The organism is Pseudomonas sp. zfem004, assembly GCF_032621715.1.
Classification (GTDB): domain Bacteria; phylum Pseudomonadota; class Gammaproteobacteria; order Pseudomonadales; family Pseudomonadaceae; genus Aquipseudomonas; species Aquipseudomonas sichuanensis.
Genome location: NZ_JAVYJF010000015.1, coordinates 34,214 through 52,101, shown reverse-complemented (window position 1 = coordinate 52,101; position 17,888 = coordinate 34,214). Strand labels below are relative to the sequence as shown.

Below are 17,888 nucleotides of genomic sequence, written 5' to 3'. Positions count from 1 at the left end.
GGGAAGGTGTGAAATCTGATTGATAGGCTGGGGCTGGCAAGGGCCTGTCTGAAGATTGCATGTGGGCGACAAGGTGCCAGGCGACAGATTTGCAGCGCCCTTGAGATCGAGCGCCGCCCGCGCGGCGCATCGCTGGCAAGTCGCAGCGGCGAACCGCAGCTCCCACATCTGTTTCGGGCCAGTCACTCCTGTGAATTCATCACTGTCCGCCTTGTTTGTACGACGCGGTATTGAGGTGGGCACCACTGGCGCCTCACATGACTTGAGACATGCACCAAGGCGGGCAGCGGTACCTTCACAGGCATAACTGGCCCGAAACAAACTGTGGGAGCTGGCTTGCCAGCGATGCGCCGCGCGGGCGGCGCTCGATCTCAAGAGCGCTGCAGATCTTTCGCCTGGCACCTGGTGGCCCACATGCGATTTCAAGACAGGCCATAGGATTTATCGACTGCCGCTAGCGCCAGTCTTCCTTCGCCGCAAAAAACGCCCGCGCATTCGCCTCCAGGCTCTCCAGGTGATACCCCCCCTCCTGCACAATCAAACACGGCAAGCGCAACCCACGAATCTGCTCACCCAAACGGGCAAAGCCTTCAGTGGTTACCGCTACCTTGCTCTGCGGGTCCAACTCATAGATATCGAAGCCCAACGACAACACCAGCACTTCGGCGCCAAAATCCTTCACCGCAGCCAACGCCACCTCCAACTGGCCCATGAAGTCAGCCTCACTGGCACCATGGGCCATGGGCAGGTTGAGGTTGTACCCCTCCCCCGCACCACTGCCGCGCTCGTCCGCAAAACCCGCAACGCCCGGGTAGAAATTGGTCGGATCGCCATGCACCGAGACATACAGCACATCACTGCGGTCGTAGAAGATCTCCTGAATGCCCTGCCCGTGGTGCATATCGGTATCGAGGACCGCCACCCGCCGATAACGGCTGCGCAGGGCCTGGGCGGCCACGGCAGCGTTGTTGATGTAGCAGAAGCCGCCTGCGGCGTCGAAGCGCGCATGGTGCCCCGGCGGGCGGCACAGGGCATAGGCAGCGGGCTCTCCGTCGAGAATCGCCTGGGCACCTGCGACGGCACTCTGCGCCGACCAGTAGGCCGCGTGCCAGGTCTGCTCGCCCACCGGGCAACTACCGTCGGCCAGGTAGCGCCCGGCCTGGGCGAGGATGCCGCGCAGGGCGTTGGGCTCGCGCACGAAGATGTTCGACATTACCTCGTCGCCCCAGTCTTCAGGCACTTCCTTCCAGCGCGCATGGGCCTCCTCGAGGAACGCCAGGTAAGCCTCGCCATGCACCGCCGCCAGCGGCGCAAGGCCTGCATCGTCAGGCTGGCGAATGTCGAAGCCCAGGCCCTTGGCGGCCTGCAGCAAACGCTGGGCGCGCTCGGGGACTTCCTGCGGGGTGCGCATGGCGCCGCGGGAATAGTAGCTGCGTGGATGGTGCAGCAATTGTTCGGGGTGGAAGTAGCAACGCATCAGGCTTCTCCTTGTTGCACACGGCCCGCGCGGGCCAGCACCGCGTTGAGCAGCACATCGGCGCCCTGGCGGGCATCTTCGGGCAGCACGTCTTCGGCCTCGTTGTGGCTCAACCCGCCTACGCAAGGGATGAACACCATGGCCGTCGGGCAATAACGGGCCAGCAGGATGGCGTCGTGGCCGGCGCCGCTGATGATCGACTGCTGGGCGTAACCCAGGCCGTCCACCGCCTGCTGCACAGCTGCCACGCAGTCGGCGTCGAAGGGCGTGGCCGGGCTCACCCAGTGGCGTTCGATACGCACTGCAAGGCCGCGCTGGGTGGCGATGGCTTGCAGCTTCAGGGCAAGGTCGCGCTCCATGGCTTCGATGGCCTCGTCGCGGTGATGGCGCAGGTCGACGGTAAAGCTCAGCACGCCGGGAATGGTGTTGCGCGAGGACTTGGCGATCGACAGTTCGCCGACCGTGGTCAAGCCTTGCGGGGCGAAATCCGCCGCCAGCTGCTCCACCGCCTGGATCATCCGCGCGGCGCCGTACAGGGCATCCTTGCGCAGTGGCATGGGCGTGGTGCCGGCGTGGGCGGCCATGCCTTCGACCGTCACGTCCAGCCAGCGAATGGCCTGGCCACCGCTGACCACACCGATGGCCTTGGCGTTGTCTTCCAGGATCGGGCCCTGCTCGATGTGCGCCTCAAAGTAGGCATCCACCGCGCCACCCAACGGGCGCTGGCCGGCATAGCCGGTGCGGCGCAGCTCATCGGCCACGCTGATGCCGTCGGCATCGCGGATCGCCAGGGCCTGCTCCAGCGCAAGGGTACCGGTGAACACCGCCGAGCCGAACATGGCCGGGGTGAAGCGGGCGCCCTCCTCGTTGGTCCACACCGCGATCTCCAGCGGCTTGCGGGTCTGGATGCCCAGGTCATTCAGGCGGCGCACCACTTCCAGGCCCGCCAGCACCCCGTAGACGCCATCGAAACGCCCGCCTTCGGGCTGGGTGTCGAGGTGACTGCCCATCATCACCGGCGCGGCATCCGCCTCGACGCCCTCGCGGCGGGCGAACAGGTTGCCGATGGCGTCCACGCTCAGGCTCAACCCGGCTTCGCGGCACCAGTGACCGAACAGTTCGCGGCCGGCCTTGTCCTCGTCGCTCAGGGCCAGGCGGCAACTGCCGCCACGGGCGGTGGCGCCGATTTCGGCCATGGCCATCAGGCTCGCCCACAGGCGTTCGCCGTTGCTTTTCAACATTGCAGGTACTCCAGGCAAATCAGGGATTCAGGCCAGTTCGAGCTGGCGGCTGCGGGCGTACTGGCGCGCCAGGCCCAGTACGCAGACCAGCGAAATGGTGGCAATCAGGGTGTAGAACAGCGCCATCGGCCACCATTGGCCGGTGAAGGTATGCGCAAGCCAGGTGCCGATCAGTGGCGTCAGGCCACCGGCGATGGCGCCGCACACCTGGTAGGCCAGAGAAATGGCGGTGTAGCGCACGCGGGTGTCGAACATGCCGCTGACGTAACCGGCGATCACCGCATAGAACGAGGCCATGCACGCCGCAGCCAACGCGATCCCGAGCACGATCAGCGGGCCCTGGCCAGTGCTGACCAGCACGAACATCGGGTACGGCGAGGCCATCGCCAACAGCGCCACCAGGGCCAGGAAGCGCGTGGCGCCGAGCTTTTCCGACAGCCAGGCAGCCAGCGGCTGCACGCAGAACTGGATGCACGCGACGAAGAACAGGCATTCCAGGATCAGCGAGCGCTCAAGGTGCAGTTGCTGGGTGGTGTAGCTGATCATGAAGGTGTTGGTGAAATAGACCCCGGCAATGCCCAGGGTGTTGGCGCCGATGCACAGCAGCAGCGGGCGCCAGGCGGTGCGCAGCACTTCCAGCACCGGTGCCTGTTCCTTGCGCTGGTCCTTGGCGGCCTGCTCGCGGCTGGCGATGAACTCGGGCGATTCATTGACCCCCAGGCGTATGGCCAGGCCCACCAGCAGCAACAGCGCGCTGGCCAGGAACGGCACACGCCAGCCCCAGCTCATCAGGTCTTCCTCGGGCAGGCGGGTCACCGCGCTGAACGCCAGCAGCGACAGGATCAACCCGGCCGGGCTGCCCAGCTGGGCGAACGAGGCGAAGAAGTTGCGCCGCCCCTTGGGGGCGTGCTCGCCGGCCATCAGCACCGCGCCGCCCCACTCACCGCCCACGGCGATGCCTTGCACCACCCGCAGCAGGATCAGCAGCACCGGCGCGGCGACGCCGATCTGCGCGTAGGTGGGCAGCAAGCCGATGCACACGGTGACCACGCCCATCATCAGCAAGGTGATGATCAGCGATTTCTTGCGCCCGATGCGGTCACCGATATGGCCGAACACGATGCCGCCCAAGGGCCGCGCAAAGAAGCCCACGGCGAAGGTGCCGAAAGCGGCCATGGTGCTGAACAGGCTGTTGTCGGAGGGGAAGAACAAGGCACCGAACACCAGGGCGGCGGCGGTGGCGTAGATGTAGAAGTCGTACCACTCGATCATGGTGCCGATGAACGCGGCGGCGGCGGCACGGCGCGGTTGGGGCGAAGCGGCGGGCTTCATGGGGTGGCTCCTTTGTTTGTTGTTCTGGCAGGAGTTGGGGACACGGTTTGCGCTCTTGTGGCGCTTCGCAGTGCGGACCTGAAAGATCAAGTTGCTTGCTTCGCGGGTAAACCCGCTCCCACAGGTCTTGCGCCTACCCTGTGGGAGCGGGTTTACCCGCGAAGCAAGCGACGCCGAACTGGCAGGCCTGCGCTTCAATGACTGTGATTTTTCGGCCCACCCCTATGATTAGTCAATTTTCTATTTATTATTCGAAGTATTAACCCTGCTTATACAGAGCCCACCATGCCCGACCGCCTGCTCAACGACCGCCTCGACTGGAATTTGCTGCGTACCTTCCGGGTAATCGGCCAGGAGCTGTCGATCAGCCGTGCAGCCGCCCGCCTTCACCTCACGCAACCGGCAGTAAGCCAGGCGCTCAAGCGCCTGGAAGAGCAACTCGGGCGCCAGCTCATCGCCCGCCGTGGGCCGCGCTTCGTGCTCACCGAGGTGGGCGAGCAATTGTTCGAACTGGCCGGCGAGGTGTACGGGCAGATGTCGCAGATCGGTGGGTTGCTGGAGCAACCGGCGGACGAACTGGTGGGCAAGGTGCGCCTGCTGATGATCAGCCGCATCGTCAGCGAGCGCTTCGACGACTTGCTTGCCGACTTCCATCGCCAGCACCCGCGGGTGGAGCTGGAGATCGACGTGATGCGCAGCTCGGACATCGTCGCGGCACTTCAGGAAAAGACCGCCACCGCCGGGCTCAGCCTCAATCGCCGGCCACAGCCGCGCCTGGAGCAGCAGCTGTTCCTGCGCCAGCGCTACGCGTTCTTCTGCGGCAAGCACCATGCCCTGTTCGGCCAGCACCAGAGCGACCTGCAGCGGGAGAATTTCGTCAGCTTCACCAGCGACCAGATCGGCGGGATGCTCTCGCCGCTGACCATCTTCCGTGACCAGCAAGGCTTTGCCGGGCGCATCGTCGCTTCGTCGCCGAGCCTGGAGGAAGTGCGGCGCCTGGTGATCGCCGGCTTCGGCATCGGCTGCCTGCCCGAGCATGTGGTGGCGGCGGATGTGGCGGCAGGCCTTTTGTGGAAGCTGCCGCCGCTGGAGGGGATCGCCGATGTGGATATCCACTTGCTATGGAACCGCGAGCAGCGGCTGAGCCGCGCAGAGAGTGCCTTCATCGAGGCACTGCAAAAAAGCCTGATCTGACCTTGGCCATGGGCCTTGCCTGGTCAGACAGTGCTGCGCGATCCATCCATCAACTGCACGCTGTTGCGCCCGGCACGCTTGGACGCGTACAGCAACCGGTCGCCCTGCTCGATCAGTGCCGCCAGGCTGGCCGGCGGGCGGTCGAACAGGTGGGCGCCGATGCTCAGGGTCACCGCTTCGGGGGTGGCGCAGGCGTGCGCGGCAGTGTGCTGGAATTGCTGGCGCAAGGCCTCGGCCAGGGCCTCGATCCGTACCCGTGACGCATCGACCAGCAGGATCACGAACTCGTCGCCGCCCAGGCGTGCGGCAATCGAGCGTTCCGGCAACAGCGCGCGAATCATCTCGCTGAGGGCGATCAACAGGCGGTCGCCGGCGGCATGGCCGTGCAGGTCGTTGACCAGTTTGAAGTGGTCGATGTCGATCAGCAGCAAGGCGCCGGGGCGCTCGGGTGAGACTTCCTTGAACAGCGCAGGCGCGCGCACTTCCAGGGCGCGGCGGTTGTATAGCGCGGTCAGTGGGTCGCGCGCGGCCAGGCGCTCGATGCGCTCTTCACGGCGATAGCGCACGGTGCCGGTCATCGACAGGGCGATCAGCATGATCGCCATCGCGCCTTCCACCAGGGAGATCTGGATGATCTGGCCACGGAAGGCAGTGAGGTCGATCAGTGTGCCCGGCAGCAGCGCCGGCAGGGTCTTGGCCAGGTAGAACAGGCCGTGGAACAGCAGGATGAAACGCAGCTGTACCGCGCCGACGCTGAACGATTTGCCATGGGGACGCAGCAGCCAGCTGGCCTGCAGGGTGAGCAGCGCGATCATGCTTGACTGCACCACCAGCAAGGTCTTCGACCACTGCGGCCAGTCCGGCAGCAGCAACATCGCCAGCCAGGCGGGGATGATCAGGTACCAGGCCCGTGACAGGCGCGTTTCGGTGAACCGCGACACCCCCAGCAGGAACAGCCAGTGAGCGCTGATCAACATGCCGTTGGCAAACCACACGCCGATGAACAGGTAGCCGCTGCTGCGCAGCAGAGCCAGGGAAGAACCAACGCTGATGATGGCGAAGCTGGCGCTCCAGCACAGCAGCGAAGACTCGCGCACGCTGCTCCACTCCACCGCCAGGTACAGGGCGGCGGCAGCCGCAAGGGCGATGGTGAGCGTGAGGATGGTGGAAGCGTCGAACGCCATGAACGGGGTAGCCTGTGTCTTACGTTTCTAAAGGAAGGATTGTATGCGTTCGTAGGGATTTTCACAGGAGGACTGCCATCCAAATGATGGCACTCATCCGATTCATGCATGCGAATGCAGGCCGCAGCAGACTGGATCAGTGTGCTTGCGTGCGGCGCAGGGTGATTTGTGCAGTTCGGCAGGTTATGGTCGCAACGGTCGTCGGCCGGCACATCGTTGGCCACTACTCATTTCGTTACGGACCCGCCATGCCCCGCCTGCCCGCCCCGCTCGACCGCGCCCTTGCCAATGGCAGCCTCTACGCCGTACTCGCGGCGCTGGGTTTCAGCTTCAAGGCGATCTTCGTCAAGCTCGCCTACGCCGCGGGGCCTGTGGATGCGATCAGCCTGCTGGCGCTGCGCATGGCCATGTCCTTGCCGTTGTTCGCTTGGCTTGTGTGGTTCAGCCGCAAGCAAGGCGGTAGCGCGCTCACGCCCGGGGACGGGCTGCGCGTGGCGCTGCTCGGGCTGTTCGGTTATTACCTGGCGAGCCTTTTCGACTTCTACGGTTTGCAGTACATCAGCGCCGGGCTGGAGCGGTTGATCCTGTTCACCTACCCCACCCTGGTACTGCTGATCCAGGCCGTTGCCCAACGCGAGCGCCCCACCCTGCGCACCCTGGCGGCCATGGGCCTGTGCTACCTGGGGCTGGGTGTCGCCTTTGTCCACGACATCAGCGTCGCGGGGGTGGGCAGCCAGGTGGTGCTTGGCGCGTTGTGGGTGTTTGCCAGCGCGGTGACCTATGCGCTGTATTACGCCGGGACCGGGGTGATGCTCAAGCGCATGGGCTCGATGCGCCTGGCGGGGTTGTGCGGCACGGCCTCGTCGCTGATGGTGCTGGCCCATTACCTGTCGGTAGCCGAGGTGGCGCCACTGTTCGAACTGCCCGCAGCGGTATGGGGGAATGCGGCGCTGATGGCGCTGTTCTCCACGGTGCTGCCGATCTACTGGGTGGCCTTGGCGATCCAGCGCCTGGGGCCTACCCACACCGCGGCAGTGGGCAACCTGGGGCCGGTACTGACGGTGCTGGCGTCATGGGCGATCCTGGGCGAGGCGATTTCGCTGTACCAGGTGATCGGGCTGGCCGTGGTGCTGTTCGCGGTGTCGCGCTTGAAGCCTGAAAAAAAAGCCGAGGCCGTAGCGCCGGGCAAGCAGACCGAGGTGTAGGTCGGCTGCCGGCTCAAAGCCTGGTCCCGACGATGACGCCCTGCCCGCGCAGCTGCTCCAGCAGCGCCAGGCCATCCGCCTCATCCTTGCCCAGCGCGCGCAGGCGTTGCCTTCCCGTGCCCGGCAAACCCACCAGCAACTGCCAGGCCAGTGGCGCCAGACGGGCGAAGCGAACCTGCAGGTCGATATCGCGGTACACCAGCAGCAAGGTCGGTGCCTCGGGCGCAACGCTCGGCTGGAAGTCCGGGCCGATACGCTCCACTGGCCAACGATAGGCCAGCACGCGGGCCACACAGGACAGCAACGGCTCGCCGGCCAGCAGGTCACCGTCGGGGTGATGGGGCGGGTCTTGCGCATCGCTCAGGTACAGCTGCGCCTCGACCCATTCGTAATGCGCCAGCTCCAGCTGCCAGGGCGTATCGAGGTCGATGCCTTGCAGGTAATCGATGAACGCCTCGGCGATTTCGGTGAACAGCGGCGTCTGGCTGCGGTAATTGGCGTAGAAGTCGTGGACCCGGGCATGCCAGCGTTGCTCGCCTAGGGTTTGCCGCAACACCGGGAAGCTGCCCGCCAGCAGACTTTCGATAGCACCGTAGAACAGCTCGCGATAGACCTTCAGGCGCCGCGCCTCGATACCTGGCGGTGGCGGGTTGGCGGCCGGGTCGCGCAGGTGCCGGGCCAGGGTGAACTGTTGCTCGCGCAGGGTTTCAGGCATGGCAGGGTGCTCCGTGGCGCTGTTGCAGGGCGCGGATGTGCGCCGTCTCGGCCAGCAGCTCGGCCAGCGGCGGGTAGTTGAAGTCGCGCTCGAGCACCGTGGGGTGGGCGCCGAAACGCTGGCAGGCGTTGGCGAACAAGGCCCACACATCCGCCTTGACCGGTGCGCCATGGGTGTCGACCTTGAGGTCCGGTGCCTCGTCGTAGTGCCCCGCCACATGCATGCCCACCACCCGCTCGCGGGGGATGCCGGCGAGGAACGCCTGGGCGTCATAGCGGTGGTTGCAGGCATTGACGAAGACGTTGTTGACGTCAAGCAGCAGGTCGCAATCGGCCTCGTCGAGCACCGCGCGGATAAACTGCAGTTCGCTCATGGCCTGGTAGGGGGCGGCGTAATAGCTGATGTTCTCGACCGCAATGCGCCGGCCCAGCAGGTCCTGGGCCTGGCGGATACGTGCCGCCACATGGCGCACGGCCTCGTCGGTGAACGGGATCGGCATCAGGTCGTAGAGATGGCCGTCGTCACTGCAGTAGCTCAGGTGCTCGCTGTACAGGCGCACTTGGTAACGGTCGAGGAACTGCCGGGTGCGGGCGAGAAAGGCGACGTCCAGCGGTGCGGTGCCGCCCAGCGACAATGACAGGCCGTGGCAGGCAATGGCGAAGCGCTCGGCCAACTGCGCCAGGCCCTGGCCGTAAACACCGCCGACCCCGATCCAGTTTTCCGGCGCGCATTCGAGAAAATCGACCGCGCCGGCCGGCATCGCCAGCAGCTCAGGCAGCAGACCGCGACGCAGGCCAAGGCCTGTGTGCAAGGGTTGCGAATTCATGGGTCAGCCTCCAGAAAGGTGCGCGGCGCCCCAGGGCGCCACGCTACAGCCAGGGGATCAGGCTTTGCCTTTGCCTTCGGCGCCGCACTTGCCTTCGCCGCACTTGCCCTCGGCCTTGTCGGCCTTGGCGTCAGCACCACACTTGCCTTCGGCCTGGCTGGCCTTGCCGTTGCCGCCACATTTGCCCTCGCCGCACTTGCCTTCACCGGCGGCCTTGGCCGCTGCCAACTGGTAGCCCTGGCTCAAGGGCTCAACGGCAAACGCGCTGTTGCCCAGCACCAGGCCACCGAGCAGGGTGGCGCCGAGCAGGCTGAGGGTCTTGGGGGTCGTTTTCATGGTGTCGCTCCACTTGTGGTTGGAAAGTGGAGCCATTGAAACGTCGCGCTGTGTCGTGGGTGTATCGCGATGAACGGCGTTTTGTATGCCAGTCGGTCGTGATGAGGTGCAGATACACAGTGATACAGAGAAGGCCCCCTGCTGGCGCAGAGGGCTGTGGCAGAGCGGTCAGTCTTCCAGAGGCTTGGGCGGTTCGGCAGGCTTGGCCGGTTTGGCGGGCTTGCCTGGCTTGCTGTCCTTGGCCTTGGGTTCGGCCGGTGCCACCGCCACCGGCTCAGGCGCGGTGACTGCCTTTTCACTGGCCGGCAGTTCGTCGACGGCCTTGAAGATCACCTGCGGGTCGATTTTTTCACCGCTTTCATCATCCTTGAGGACATGGCGTTCGCCATCCTTGCCCACCAGGATCACCTTGGTGCCCTTGCTGGCGCCGAGTTGCAGCTCGCGAATCAGGGCCATGGTGGTCTGCTGCTCGAGGTTCTTGTCCTCACGCTTGCCCATCATCTGGGCGACGCTGTACAGCACCAGCCCACGCTCCTTGAAACCGGCTTGCACGGCCGGGTCTTTCAAGGCCTCGTTGAGGCCGCGCAAAGTCGGGTCGGCGCTGCTGGGCGCAATCACCACCAGCGGCCGCGCCTTGCCCTGCTCCTTGGCCAGGGGGGCATCGCTGTCGGCGGCAAGCAGGGGGCCCGCGAAGGCGAACAGGGTGGCGAGGGTCAGTGACCTGACGAGCATGGGCATCTCCTTGTTAATTCTCATGACTACAGATCCTGGCGAAAGATCCGACATGCGAGCCTAAACCACCGAACCCGGCGGACAACGCGGGCAAAAGTAACTTGCGATGTCTGAGCGGTAACGGGGTGCGACACCCTGAGCATAGTCCAACCGCCCGCGGGCCAATGGCTGGAGGCATTGTGATAGCATGCGCGCGCCTCGGGAGAGGCATTGCTTGTTCACATTCAGTAAGGAATACGCCCGTGAAAGATTTCGTCATCAGCGTCAACAACATCGTCCTGTACGTTTCACTGGCCTTGATCTGGCTGGTTGCTCTGATCACCCTGTTCAGCGTTGGGTTCCTGCAAGGGCTGGGTATTTTCGTCGGCGGCAGCCTGATGTGGTGCATCGTCTCGGGCTTCTGGTTCGTCCAGTCGGCCACCTACGAAGAACTGCGCAAGCTCAACGCCAGCAAGGGCTGAGCCATCCAGGGCTACGCCGCGATGGCGTCGCCCTCCCCGACGCTAGAACAGCGGCAGTTGCTGGCCGGTCAGCGCCGCGAAGTCATCGCCCACGAACGGCAGGATGGCATCGGCCACCGGCTGCAACTGACGGCTCAGGTAGTGCTGATGGTCAATGGGGGATTGGCGGTTCTCCAGCGGTTCGGGACCTGAGGTGGTGATCAGGTAGCTGATCCAGCCGCCGTTCTGGTACTGCTTGGGCCGCCCCAGCCGGGCGTTGTATTCATCGGCCAGGCGCGCGGCGCGCACATGGGGCGGCACGTTGCGCTGGTAGTCGGCCAGTGGCCTGCGCAGGCGCTTGCGGTACACCAGCAGCTCGTCATCCTCGCCCGCCAGCAGGCGCTGCACGGTTTCACGCACATAGTCGCGATACGGCTGGCCACGGAACACCCGGCCGTAGAGCGTTTGCTGGAACTGCCGGGCCAGGGGCGACCAGTCGGTGCGCACCGACTCCAGGCCCTTGTAGACCACGTCCTCGCTGCCATCCTGGCGCTGCACCAGGCCGGCGTAGCGCTTCTTGCTGCCCTCTTCGGTGCCGCGGATGGTGGGCATCAGGAAGCGCCGGTAATGGGTTTCGAACTGGAGTTCCAGGGCACTGTCCAGCCCCATGGTTTCGCCCAGGTGCCGGCGCCACCATTGATTGACCTCGGCCACCAGCGCGCGGCCGATGCGCGCCGCGGCCTCCTCGTCATGGGCGCCCTTGAGCCAGACGAAGGTGGAATCGGTGTCGCCGTAGATCACGTCGTAGCCACGCGCCTCCACCAGTGCCCGGGTCTGGCGCATGATCTGGTGGCCGCGCATGGTAATCGACGAGGCCAGGCGCGGGTCGAAGAAACGGCAACCACTGGAACCGAGCACGCCATAGAAGGCGTTCATGATGATTTTCAGCGCCTGGGACAACGGCGCATTGCCGTCGCGCTTGGCGGCCTCGCGCCCTTGCCACACGCGCTCGACGATGGCCGGCAGGCAGTGCTCGCTGCGCGAGAAGCGCCCGCCCCGAAAACCCTCGACCGAGTGCGCGTCGTCCGGCTGGCGCAGGCCCTCGACCAGGCCGACCGGGTCGATCAGGAAGGTGCGGATGATCGACGGGTACAGGCTCTTGTAGTCGAGCACCAGCACCGAGTCGTACAGCCCCGGGCGCGAATCCATGACGAAGCCGCCAGGGCTGGCTTCGTCGGGGCGGCTGCCCAGGTTGGGCGCAACGAAACCCAGGCGGTGCATGGGCGGGATGTACAAATGACAGAACGCCGCCACCGAGCCGCCGCTGCGGTCCACCGGCAGGCCGGTGACGCTGGCGCGCTCGAGCAGGAAGTCGAGCAGCCGGGTGTGGGCGAAGATCCGCGTGACCAGCTCACAGTCCTTGAGGTTGTAGCGGGCCAGCGCCGGCTTGTCCTCGGCGAACTGGCGGTTGATCTCGTCCATGCGCTGGTAGGGGGTGCTGATGGCCTTGCCCTCGCCGAGCAACTGCTGGGCAACGCTCTCCAGGCTGAACGAGGGGAAACTCCAGGTGGCTGAACGCAGCGCCTCGATGCCATCGATCAGCAGCCGCCCGGGGGCTTCGGCGAAGAAGTGGCTGCGGCTGCCATGCTCGCGCAGGTGCAGCGGCGCGCCGTCACGGCCCAGGCACAGCGGCACGTTCAGCCGCTTGGCGTGTTCATGCAGCAGGCGCAGGTCGAACTGCACCAGGTTCCAGCCGATGATCGCATCGGGGTCGTGGCGCGCCAGCCACTGGTTGAGGCAGTGGATCAGGCCGGCACGGTCGTCACAGTAGTGCAGGTCGAAATCCACCTGGCTGGCATCACCATTGGCCGGGCCGAGCATGTACACCGTGCGCTGGCCGCAGCCTTCCAGGCCGATGCTGTACAGCTCGCCGCGCTCGCTGGTCTCGATGTCGAGGGACACCAGACGCAGCGGCGGGCGATAGTCGGGGTCGGGCTTGAGCTGGGCGTCGATCAGCGTGCCGTTGGCATCGGGCCGGCCATCGAAACGCACCGGGGCGGTGATGAAACGCTCCATCAGGTAGCGCTCGGGCGGACGGATATCGGCTTCGAACACCTCGATGCCGGCAGCGCGCAGGCGCTTGTCGAGGGCGATCAGCTGACGGTGCTGGCGGCAGTACAGGCCCAGCACCGGGCGCTGGTCGAAGTCGCGCAGTTGCAGCGGTTTGAGCTCGACCCCTTGCTCACCGGCCAGCAGCACCTTGGCATGCTCGGCCTGGGCGACGGGGATGAACGCCACCGACGGTTGCGGCGCCAGGCGCAGGTGGCGTGGGCCCTGGTCGGTGGCCAGCCAGAACTCGACACAGGTGCCTTCGGGCGTGTCGTGCCAATGGCGGGTGAGGACAAAGCCCTGTTGACGCTGCACTGCGTGGTCCTTGCTGGGTTGCTGGAGGGCGATTCTACACCCTGCAGGGGCCGATCAGCGTGCGCCTGCGACGAATCCGGCGCGGCGCCCGGCAAACACCAGCAGCCAGGCCAGCCCGGTGAGCGCCAGCACCACGCCACCGAACGAGCCGACCCCGGCCCCGGTCAACAGCAGCCCGCCAATGATCCCGCCCAGGGCGATCGCGCTGTTCCACACCGTCACCAGCATCGACTGCGCCACATCGCCCCCCTCGCCCGCCGCATCGGCGCAGGCGGTCTGCAGCAGGGTCGGGGCGCCGCCGTAGGTCATCCCCCAGAGTGCCACGCTGGCATGCACCAACCAGGCCGAACCCTGGGTGTGCCCCAGGGCCAGGGTGGCCACGGCGAAACCGGCCAGGCACAGCAGCACCAGGCCGCGCAGATGGCGGTCGACGCCAAGCCCGACCAGGGCGATGCCCGCCAGCGAAGCCAGGCCGAAGGTCATCAGCACCTGGCCGACATCGGCGCCCATGCCGGCCGCCGCCAGCAGCGGCACGATGTAGGTGTAGAGGATGTTGTGGCCGAGGATCCACGCCAGGATCACCAGCAGCACCCGCGCCACCCCTGGGGTACGCAGCACGCCCAGCGCGGCAGGCCGCTTGCCGGCGGCCTGGCCGGGGAAGTCGGGCACTGCGCGCAGCACCCAGGCCACCAGCAGCACGGCCGCCAGGGTAACCACCACGAAGGCGGCGCGCCACCCCAACCAGGCGCCCAGCCAGGTGCCGATGGGCAGGCCCAGCGACAATGCGATGGGCTGGCCGAGCATGGCCAGCGCCATCGCCTTGCCTTGTTGCGCCGGTGCCACCATGCGCCGCGCATGCCCGGCGATCAGGCCCCAGGCCAGGCCGGCGGCGGCGCCGGTGAGAAAGCGCAGCAGCAAGGTCAGTTGATTGTCGCTGGACAGTGCGGTCAGGCCGTTGAACAGGATGAAACCGACGACGGCCAGCAGCAGCGCCCGGCGCCGCCGCCAGCCTTGGGTCAGGGTGACCAGCGGGATGGCGGTGAGCAACGAGCCCAGCGCGTAGGCGGTGACCCACTGCCCGGCCATGGCCTGGCTGATGTGCATGCCGTTGGCGACCTGGTCGAGCAGGCCGGCGGGCAGGGTTTCGCTGAGGATGGCGATGAAGCCAGTCAGGGCCAGGGCCAGCAGCCCGCTCAAGGGCAGGCGCGTGGCGTTGGCGGACGCCTCTGCGGCGGTGAAGGTTGAGTTCATGGGGTGTCGTCCTGGGCAGTGATCAAGGCCGGCATCTTGCGGCGCCGAGGCACTACGGAAAAAGATGGGTAGAATTCCGCTCAGCCAGGACATCAAGGTCCGCAATCGGAGCACGACATGGACAGCCTCAGCGGTTTCGTGGTTTTCAACCGGGTTGCCGAAACCCGCAGCTTCGTCGCCGCCGGCCAGTCGCTGGGCATCAGCGCCTCGGCGGTGGGCAAACGCGTGGCGCGCCTGGAAGGCCGCCTGGGCGTGCGCTTGTTCCACCGCAGCACCCGCAGCATCACCCTGACCGCCGAGGGCGCGCTGTTTCTCGAGCGCAGCCGGCGCATCCTCGCCGAGATTGAAGCTACCGAGCAGGAGCTGTCGCAGGCCAACGGCGCCCCGCGTGGTCGGCTGCGGGTGAGCCTGCCGCAGGTGACCGGGCTGGTGATGCCGGCACTGGCCGAGTTCATGGCGCGCTACCCGGACATCGAGCTGGACCTGGACTTCAGCGACCGCATGGTCGACATCATCGGCGAGGGTTTCGACGTGGTGATGCGCGGTGGCCAACCGCTGGATTCGCGCCTGAACGCCAAGTTCCTCGGCCATTTCCAGCATCGCCTGGTGGCCTCCCCCGACTACCTGCGCGAGCATGGCCAGCCAGCGCATCCGCGCGAGCTGGCCGGGCACCGCTGCCTGCACTACCGCTTCCCCAGCAGTGGCAAGCTGGAAACCTGGCCGCTGCGCCGCGAACACCCCGAGCAGGACTACGAAATTCCCATCTCGATGGTCTGCAACCACGTCGAGACGCGCATCTGCTTTGCCCTCAACCACCGCGGCATTACCTGCCTGCCGGACTTCAGCGTGCGCGCCGCGCTGGCCAGCGGCAGCCTGGTGAGCGTGCTCGACGACTTCATCGAACGGCGCGGCAGCTTCTACCTGCTGTGGCCGTCGGGGCGGCAGGTGCCGCCGCGGTTGCGGGTGTTCATCGACTTCATGCTCGAACGGGTGTTCCCCGGCAACGCGGTCAGCCGTACAGGTAACTGATGTCCTTGTGCGCCAGGGCCGGCACCCGGGCCAGCAGGTAGTCGCGCAGCTTGTGCATCTGCCGGGCCTTGGGGCTGGACTTGAGCCAGGTCATGTAATAACCGTCGCCGGTGGCGACCGCCTGCGGGAAAGGCGTGACCAGGTTGCCGGCGGCCAGGTCGGCGCTGGCCAGCACCAGGTCGACCACCGAAATGCCCAGGCCCTGCTGGGCCGCCGAGATGCCCTGGTCGAGGGTATCGAACACCTGGCCCTGGTCGATGCTGATGTCCGGCGCAGCCACCCGCGCCAGCCAGCGCCGCCAGTCGCGCCGGTCCGGTGAGGGGTGAAGCAGCTCGCAGCCTTCGAGCACGGCCAGGTCCGGGGCGGGCCCGGGCAGGTAGTCGGGGTGGCAGACCGGGATCAGCCATTCATCGAACAGCTTCAGGCTCTCGACGTCTGCCGGGAAACGCCCGTTGCCGAGCAGGATGGCGCAGTCGTAGGGCTCTGAGTAGAAGTCCACGGCGTCGATGTCCATCCACACGCTCGACAGCTGCACCGCGCAGCTGTTGTCGACCTTCTTGAAGCCGTCCAGCGCACGCAGCAGCCAGCGTACCGTCAGCGTGGACGGCGCCTTCAGGCGCAGGCCGTAGCGGTCCTGGCGCAGCAAGGCACAGGCGTTTTCGATGATCTTGAAGCCGACCTTGAGCTCCTCGGCCAGCAGCCGGCCATGCTCGGTCAGGCGCAGCTTGGGGCCGCGCCGCTCGAACAGGTCGCAGCCGAACAAGGCTTCAAGGGTCTTGATGTGATGGCTGACCGCGCCCTGGGTCAGCGCCAGCTCCTGGGCGGCGCGGGTGAAGGAGCCATAGCGCGAGGCAACTTCGAAGGCACGCAGCGCGTGCAGGGCCTGAATCCGTTCCGACATGGGGCTTTCCAAAGCATGAGTGAGACTAATAGTTGGTCATAGTTCCAGGCGTTTTACAACCTATGACCCTTTTCGGAAAATGCCGGAAACAACAAATATAGAGCGGTTAACCGTATGGATATGCCGGTAAAACCACCTTAACTGCCAATTTGCGACTACCTGGGGAAATCATGTTTACGGGTTATGGAAATTGCTACCGCCTGGATGCGCTGGAGCTGGCCGATGAACATGTTCAGAACCCACACCACTGGACACACAAGGCCATAGAACACTTCAAGGAAACCCTCGCCAACCCCGACTTCCCTTGCCTGTTCGGGCGCAAGGCGGTGAATGCGCGCACCTGCCACATCCTCTTCGCCCGTGCAGAGCAACTGGCCGACGACATCGCCCGCGGCCTTGCCGACTACATCGCCACCATCGAGCCCATACCGCTCAAGCAGCGCATCGGCAACCCGTTGCTGGTGTTCCTGCAAACTGCCGCCGACACCTCGCTGCAACAGCAGCAGGCCCTGGCCTGGGACGTACTGCGCCAGGTAAACGGCCGTGACCCCCTGCCCTGGCCAAACGAGGTGCCACAGGACCCGCACGACAACCAGTGGTCGTTCTGCTTCGCCGGCATGCCGCTGTTCATCAACATGAACTTCCCTGCCCACCGCCTGATGAAAAGCCGCAACCTGGGCCGACACATTGCCTGGGTGATCAACCCGCGGGAAAGTTTCGACGAGGTGGCCAGCGCCAACACCGCCAGCGGCCAGCGGATCCGCGCACGCATTCGCGAGCGGGTGCAGCACTACAACGATGGCGTGATGCCGGCCTCGCTGGGCTTCTTCGGCCAGCACGACAACTTCGAATGGCAGCAGTACCAACTGCAGGAACCCGGCTCGCTGAACCCGGCCCGCTGCCCCTTCCATACCTGCGCAACACCCGACCCTTTGATCGAGAACTGAACGTGAATACCGCACTGACCGCCACCTACGCCCTCACCGTCCTGCTGCTGATCGCCACACCCGGCCCGGTGGTGGCGTTGATCGTCAACACCGCCGCCGCTGCCGGCTCGCGCAAGGCCCTGTTCACCGCCATCGGCACCAACTGGGCCTCGCTGGTGCTGATCGGCGTCGCGGCCTGGATCATCATGACCAGTGCAGCCATCGACAAAACCTGGCTCAACGGCATGAGCCTGCTGGGCTGCCTGTTCATCGGCTACATCGCCGTGGGCACCCTGCGCGAAGCCCTGCAGGCCCCGGCACAGCCAGCCGCAGTCGAAGCGCCAGCAGCTACCCGCGGCGGCCTGCTGCAGGGGTTCATGGTCGGTATTTCCAACCCCAAGGACATCATTTTCTTCATCTCGTTCTTCCCGCAGTTCATCCAGATCACCGAGTCGTTCGGCAAGAGCATGGTGGTGCTGTCACTGCTGTGGATCGCCATCGACTTCGCCGTGCTCAGCCTGTACATCTTCGCCATCGGCAAGATCGCCTCGCAGCGCAGCAACCGCCTGATCAGCCTGGCTTCGGGGGTTGCCCTGCTGCTGATCGCCGGCGTGGGCCTGGCCTACAACCTCAAGGCCCTGGCGGCCTGAGCCCTGCCGTGCGGCACGCCGCCAA

The 17,888-nt window shown here is 65.8% G+C and carries 16 protein-coding genes and 1 pseudogene; 6 read left to right on the top strand and 11 right to left on the bottom strand.

Annotated features, from left to right (window positions below; all coding sequences use genetic code 11):
• Positions 1–454 precede the first annotated feature (454 nt).
• The 3 genes from RTH46_RS16930 to RTH46_RS16920 are packed head-to-tail and all read right to left on the bottom strand — an operon-like array spanning position 455 to position 4,050.
• Positions 455–1,477 carry a histone deacetylase family protein gene (locus RTH46_RS16930; protein ID WP_316906163.1) on the bottom strand — a complete coding sequence of 341 codons (1,023 nt, stop codon included), beginning with the start codon at positions 1,475–1,477 and terminating at the stop codon, positions 455–457.
• Positions 1,477–2,718 (bottom strand): Zn-dependent hydrolase, encoded by a 1,242-nt coding sequence (locus tag RTH46_RS16925; protein ID WP_316906162.1) that lies wholly within the window; start codon positions 2,716–2,718, stop codon positions 1,477–1,479. Before RTH46_RS16925 ends, RTH46_RS16930 begins: the two co-directional genes overlap by 1 nt.
• A gap of 27 nt (positions 2,719–2,745) precedes the next feature.
• Entirely contained in the window at positions 2,746–4,050 is a 1,305-nt protein-coding gene (locus RTH46_RS16920) for an MFS transporter (protein WP_316906161.1), read from the bottom strand.
• A 285-nt stretch (positions 4,051–4,335) separates the two neighbouring features.
• On the opposite strand from RTH46_RS16920, the gene RTH46_RS16915 reads away from it, so the two are divergent.
• Positions 4,336–5,244 carry a LysR family transcriptional regulator gene (locus RTH46_RS16915; protein WP_279847945.1) on the top strand — a complete coding sequence of 303 codons (909 nt, stop codon included), beginning with the start codon at positions 4,336–4,338 and terminating at the stop codon, positions 5,242–5,244.
• Between the two features lie 23 nt (positions 5,245–5,267).
• On the opposite strand, the gene RTH46_RS16910 is transcribed toward RTH46_RS16915, so the two are convergent.
• Positions 5,268–6,428: a sensor domain-containing diguanylate cyclase gene (locus RTH46_RS16910; RefSeq protein ID WP_279847944.1), complete on the bottom strand. Its 1,161-nt coding sequence runs from the start codon at positions 6,426–6,428 to the stop codon at positions 5,268–5,270.
• A 248-nt stretch (positions 6,429–6,676) separates the two neighbouring features.
• Between RTH46_RS16910 and RTH46_RS16905 the strand changes: the two genes are divergently transcribed.
• Positions 6,677–7,633 carry a DMT family transporter gene (locus tag RTH46_RS16905; RefSeq protein ID WP_279847942.1) on the top strand — a complete coding sequence of 319 codons (957 nt, stop codon included), beginning with the start codon at positions 6,677–6,679 and terminating at the stop codon, positions 7,631–7,633.
• Positions 7,634–7,646: 13 nt separating this feature from the next.
• On the opposite strand, the gene RTH46_RS16900 is transcribed toward RTH46_RS16905, so the two are convergent.
• The 4 genes and pseudogenes from RTH46_RS16900 to RTH46_RS16885 form a co-directional block, all read right to left on the bottom strand.
• Positions 7,647–8,348 (bottom strand): DUF2063 domain-containing protein, encoded by a 702-nt coding sequence (locus RTH46_RS16900; RefSeq protein WP_153787217.1) that lies wholly within the window; start codon positions 8,346–8,348, stop codon positions 7,647–7,649.
• Positions 8,341–9,174 carry a DUF692 domain-containing protein gene (locus RTH46_RS16895; protein ID WP_316906160.1) on the bottom strand — a complete coding sequence of 278 codons (834 nt, stop codon included), beginning with the start codon at positions 9,172–9,174 and terminating at the stop codon, positions 8,341–8,343. The genes RTH46_RS16900 and RTH46_RS16895 overlap by 8 nt, the downstream gene beginning before the upstream one ends.
• An 81-nt stretch (positions 9,175–9,255) precedes the next feature.
• Positions 9,256–9,510, bottom strand: a pseudogene (locus RTH46_RS16890) (EF-hand domain-containing protein); the annotation flags it as partial.
• Between the two features lie 168 nt (positions 9,511–9,678).
• Positions 9,679–10,242: a DUF4174 domain-containing protein gene (locus RTH46_RS16885; RefSeq protein WP_153787219.1), complete on the bottom strand. Its 564-nt coding sequence runs from the start codon at positions 10,240–10,242 to the stop codon at positions 9,679–9,681.
• A gap of 242 nt (positions 10,243–10,484) precedes the next feature.
• Between RTH46_RS16885 and RTH46_RS16880 the strand changes: the two genes are divergently transcribed.
• Positions 10,485–10,703, top strand: a complete 219-nt coding sequence (locus tag RTH46_RS16880) for a hypothetical protein (protein WP_153787220.1) — start codon at positions 10,485–10,487, stop codon at positions 10,701–10,703.
• 42 nt (positions 10,704–10,745) lie between these two features.
• Here RTH46_RS16880 and RTH46_RS16875 read toward each other — a convergent pair whose 3' ends face one another.
• On the bottom strand, positions 10,746–13,106 hold the full coding sequence (locus RTH46_RS16875) for a DNA polymerase II (protein WP_316906159.1): 2,361 nt from the start codon (positions 13,104–13,106) through the stop codon (positions 10,746–10,748).
• A gap of 54 nt (positions 13,107–13,160) precedes the next feature.
• Positions 13,161–14,357, bottom strand: a complete 1,197-nt coding sequence (locus RTH46_RS16870; RefSeq protein ID WP_316906158.1) for an MFS transporter — start codon at positions 14,355–14,357, stop codon at positions 13,161–13,163.
• 117 nt (positions 14,358–14,474) lie between these two features.
• Between RTH46_RS16870 and RTH46_RS16865 the strand changes: the two genes are divergently transcribed.
• Positions 14,475–15,386, top strand: a complete 912-nt coding sequence (locus RTH46_RS16865) for a LysR family transcriptional regulator (RefSeq protein ID WP_279847938.1) — start codon at positions 14,475–14,477, stop codon at positions 15,384–15,386.
• Here the strand turns inward: RTH46_RS16865 and RTH46_RS16860 are convergent.
• Positions 15,367–16,287 (bottom strand): LysR substrate-binding domain-containing protein, encoded by a 921-nt coding sequence (locus tag RTH46_RS16860; protein ID WP_316906157.1) that lies wholly within the window; start codon positions 16,285–16,287, stop codon positions 15,367–15,369. The two genes, RTH46_RS16865 and RTH46_RS16860, sit on opposite strands and share 20 nt — an antisense overlap.
• A gap of 170 nt (positions 16,288–16,457) precedes the next feature.
• Here RTH46_RS16860 and RTH46_RS16855 point away from each other — a divergent pair, with 170 nt between their 5' ends.
• Together RTH46_RS16855 and RTH46_RS16850 are read left to right on the top strand one after the other, a co-directional pair.
• The gene (locus RTH46_RS16855) at positions 16,458–17,234 is read left to right on the top strand and encodes a YqcI/YcgG family protein (protein ID WP_316906156.1); all 777 of its coding nucleotides are present in this window, start codon (positions 16,458–16,460) and stop codon (positions 17,232–17,234) included.
• A 2-nt stretch (positions 17,235–17,236) separates the two neighbouring features.
• Positions 17,237–17,863 (top strand): LysE family translocator, encoded by a 627-nt coding sequence (locus RTH46_RS16850; RefSeq protein ID WP_153787226.1) that lies wholly within the window; start codon positions 17,237–17,239, stop codon positions 17,861–17,863.
• The last annotated feature ends 25 nt before the right edge of the window (positions 17,864–17,888 follow it).

What these genes read in the sequence shown, in the direction of transcription:
- RTH46_RS16930 (WP_316906163.1), bottom strand. Translation starts at nt 1,477, where the DNA reads ATGCGTTGCTACTTCCACCCCGAACAATTGCTGCACCATCCACGCAGC.
- RTH46_RS16925 (WP_316906162.1), bottom strand. Translation starts at nt 2,718, where the DNA reads ATGTTGAAAAGCAACGGCGAACGCCTGTGGGCGAGCCTGATGGCCATG.
- RTH46_RS16920 (WP_316906161.1), bottom strand. Translation starts at nt 4,050, where the DNA reads ATGAAGCCCGCCGCTTCGCCCCAACCGCGCCGTGCCGCCGCCGCCGCG.
- RTH46_RS16915 (WP_279847945.1), top strand. Translation starts at nt 4,336, where the DNA reads ATGCCCGACCGCCTGCTCAACGACCGCCTCGACTGGAATTTGCTGCGT.
- RTH46_RS16910 (WP_279847944.1), bottom strand. Translation starts at nt 6,428, where the DNA reads ATGGCGTTCGACGCTTCCACCATCCTCACGCTCACCATCGCCCTTGCG.
- RTH46_RS16905 (WP_279847942.1), top strand. Translation starts at nt 6,677, where the DNA reads ATGCCCCGCCTGCCCGCCCCGCTCGACCGCGCCCTTGCCAATGGCAGC.
- RTH46_RS16900 (WP_153787217.1), bottom strand. Translation starts at nt 8,348, where the DNA reads ATGCCTGAAACCCTGCGCGAGCAACAGTTCACCCTGGCCCGGCACCTG.
- RTH46_RS16895 (WP_316906160.1), bottom strand. Translation starts at nt 9,174, where the DNA reads ATGAATTCGCAACCCTTGCACACAGGCCTTGGCCTGCGTCGCGGTCTG.
- RTH46_RS16885 (WP_153787219.1), bottom strand. Translation starts at nt 10,242, where the DNA reads ATGCTCGTCAGGTCACTGACCCTCGCCACCCTGTTCGCCTTCGCGGGC.
- RTH46_RS16870 (WP_316906158.1), bottom strand. Translation starts at nt 14,357, where the DNA reads ATGAACTCAACCTTCACCGCCGCAGAGGCGTCCGCCAACGCCACGCGC.
- RTH46_RS16865 (WP_279847938.1), top strand. Translation starts at nt 14,475, where the DNA reads ATGGACAGCCTCAGCGGTTTCGTGGTTTTCAACCGGGTTGCCGAAACC.
- RTH46_RS16860 (WP_316906157.1), bottom strand. Translation starts at nt 16,287, where the DNA reads ATGTCGGAACGGATTCAGGCCCTGCACGCGCTGCGTGCCTTCGAAGTT.
- RTH46_RS16855 (WP_316906156.1), top strand. Translation starts at nt 16,458, where the DNA reads ATGTTTACGGGTTATGGAAATTGCTACCGCCTGGATGCGCTGGAGCTG.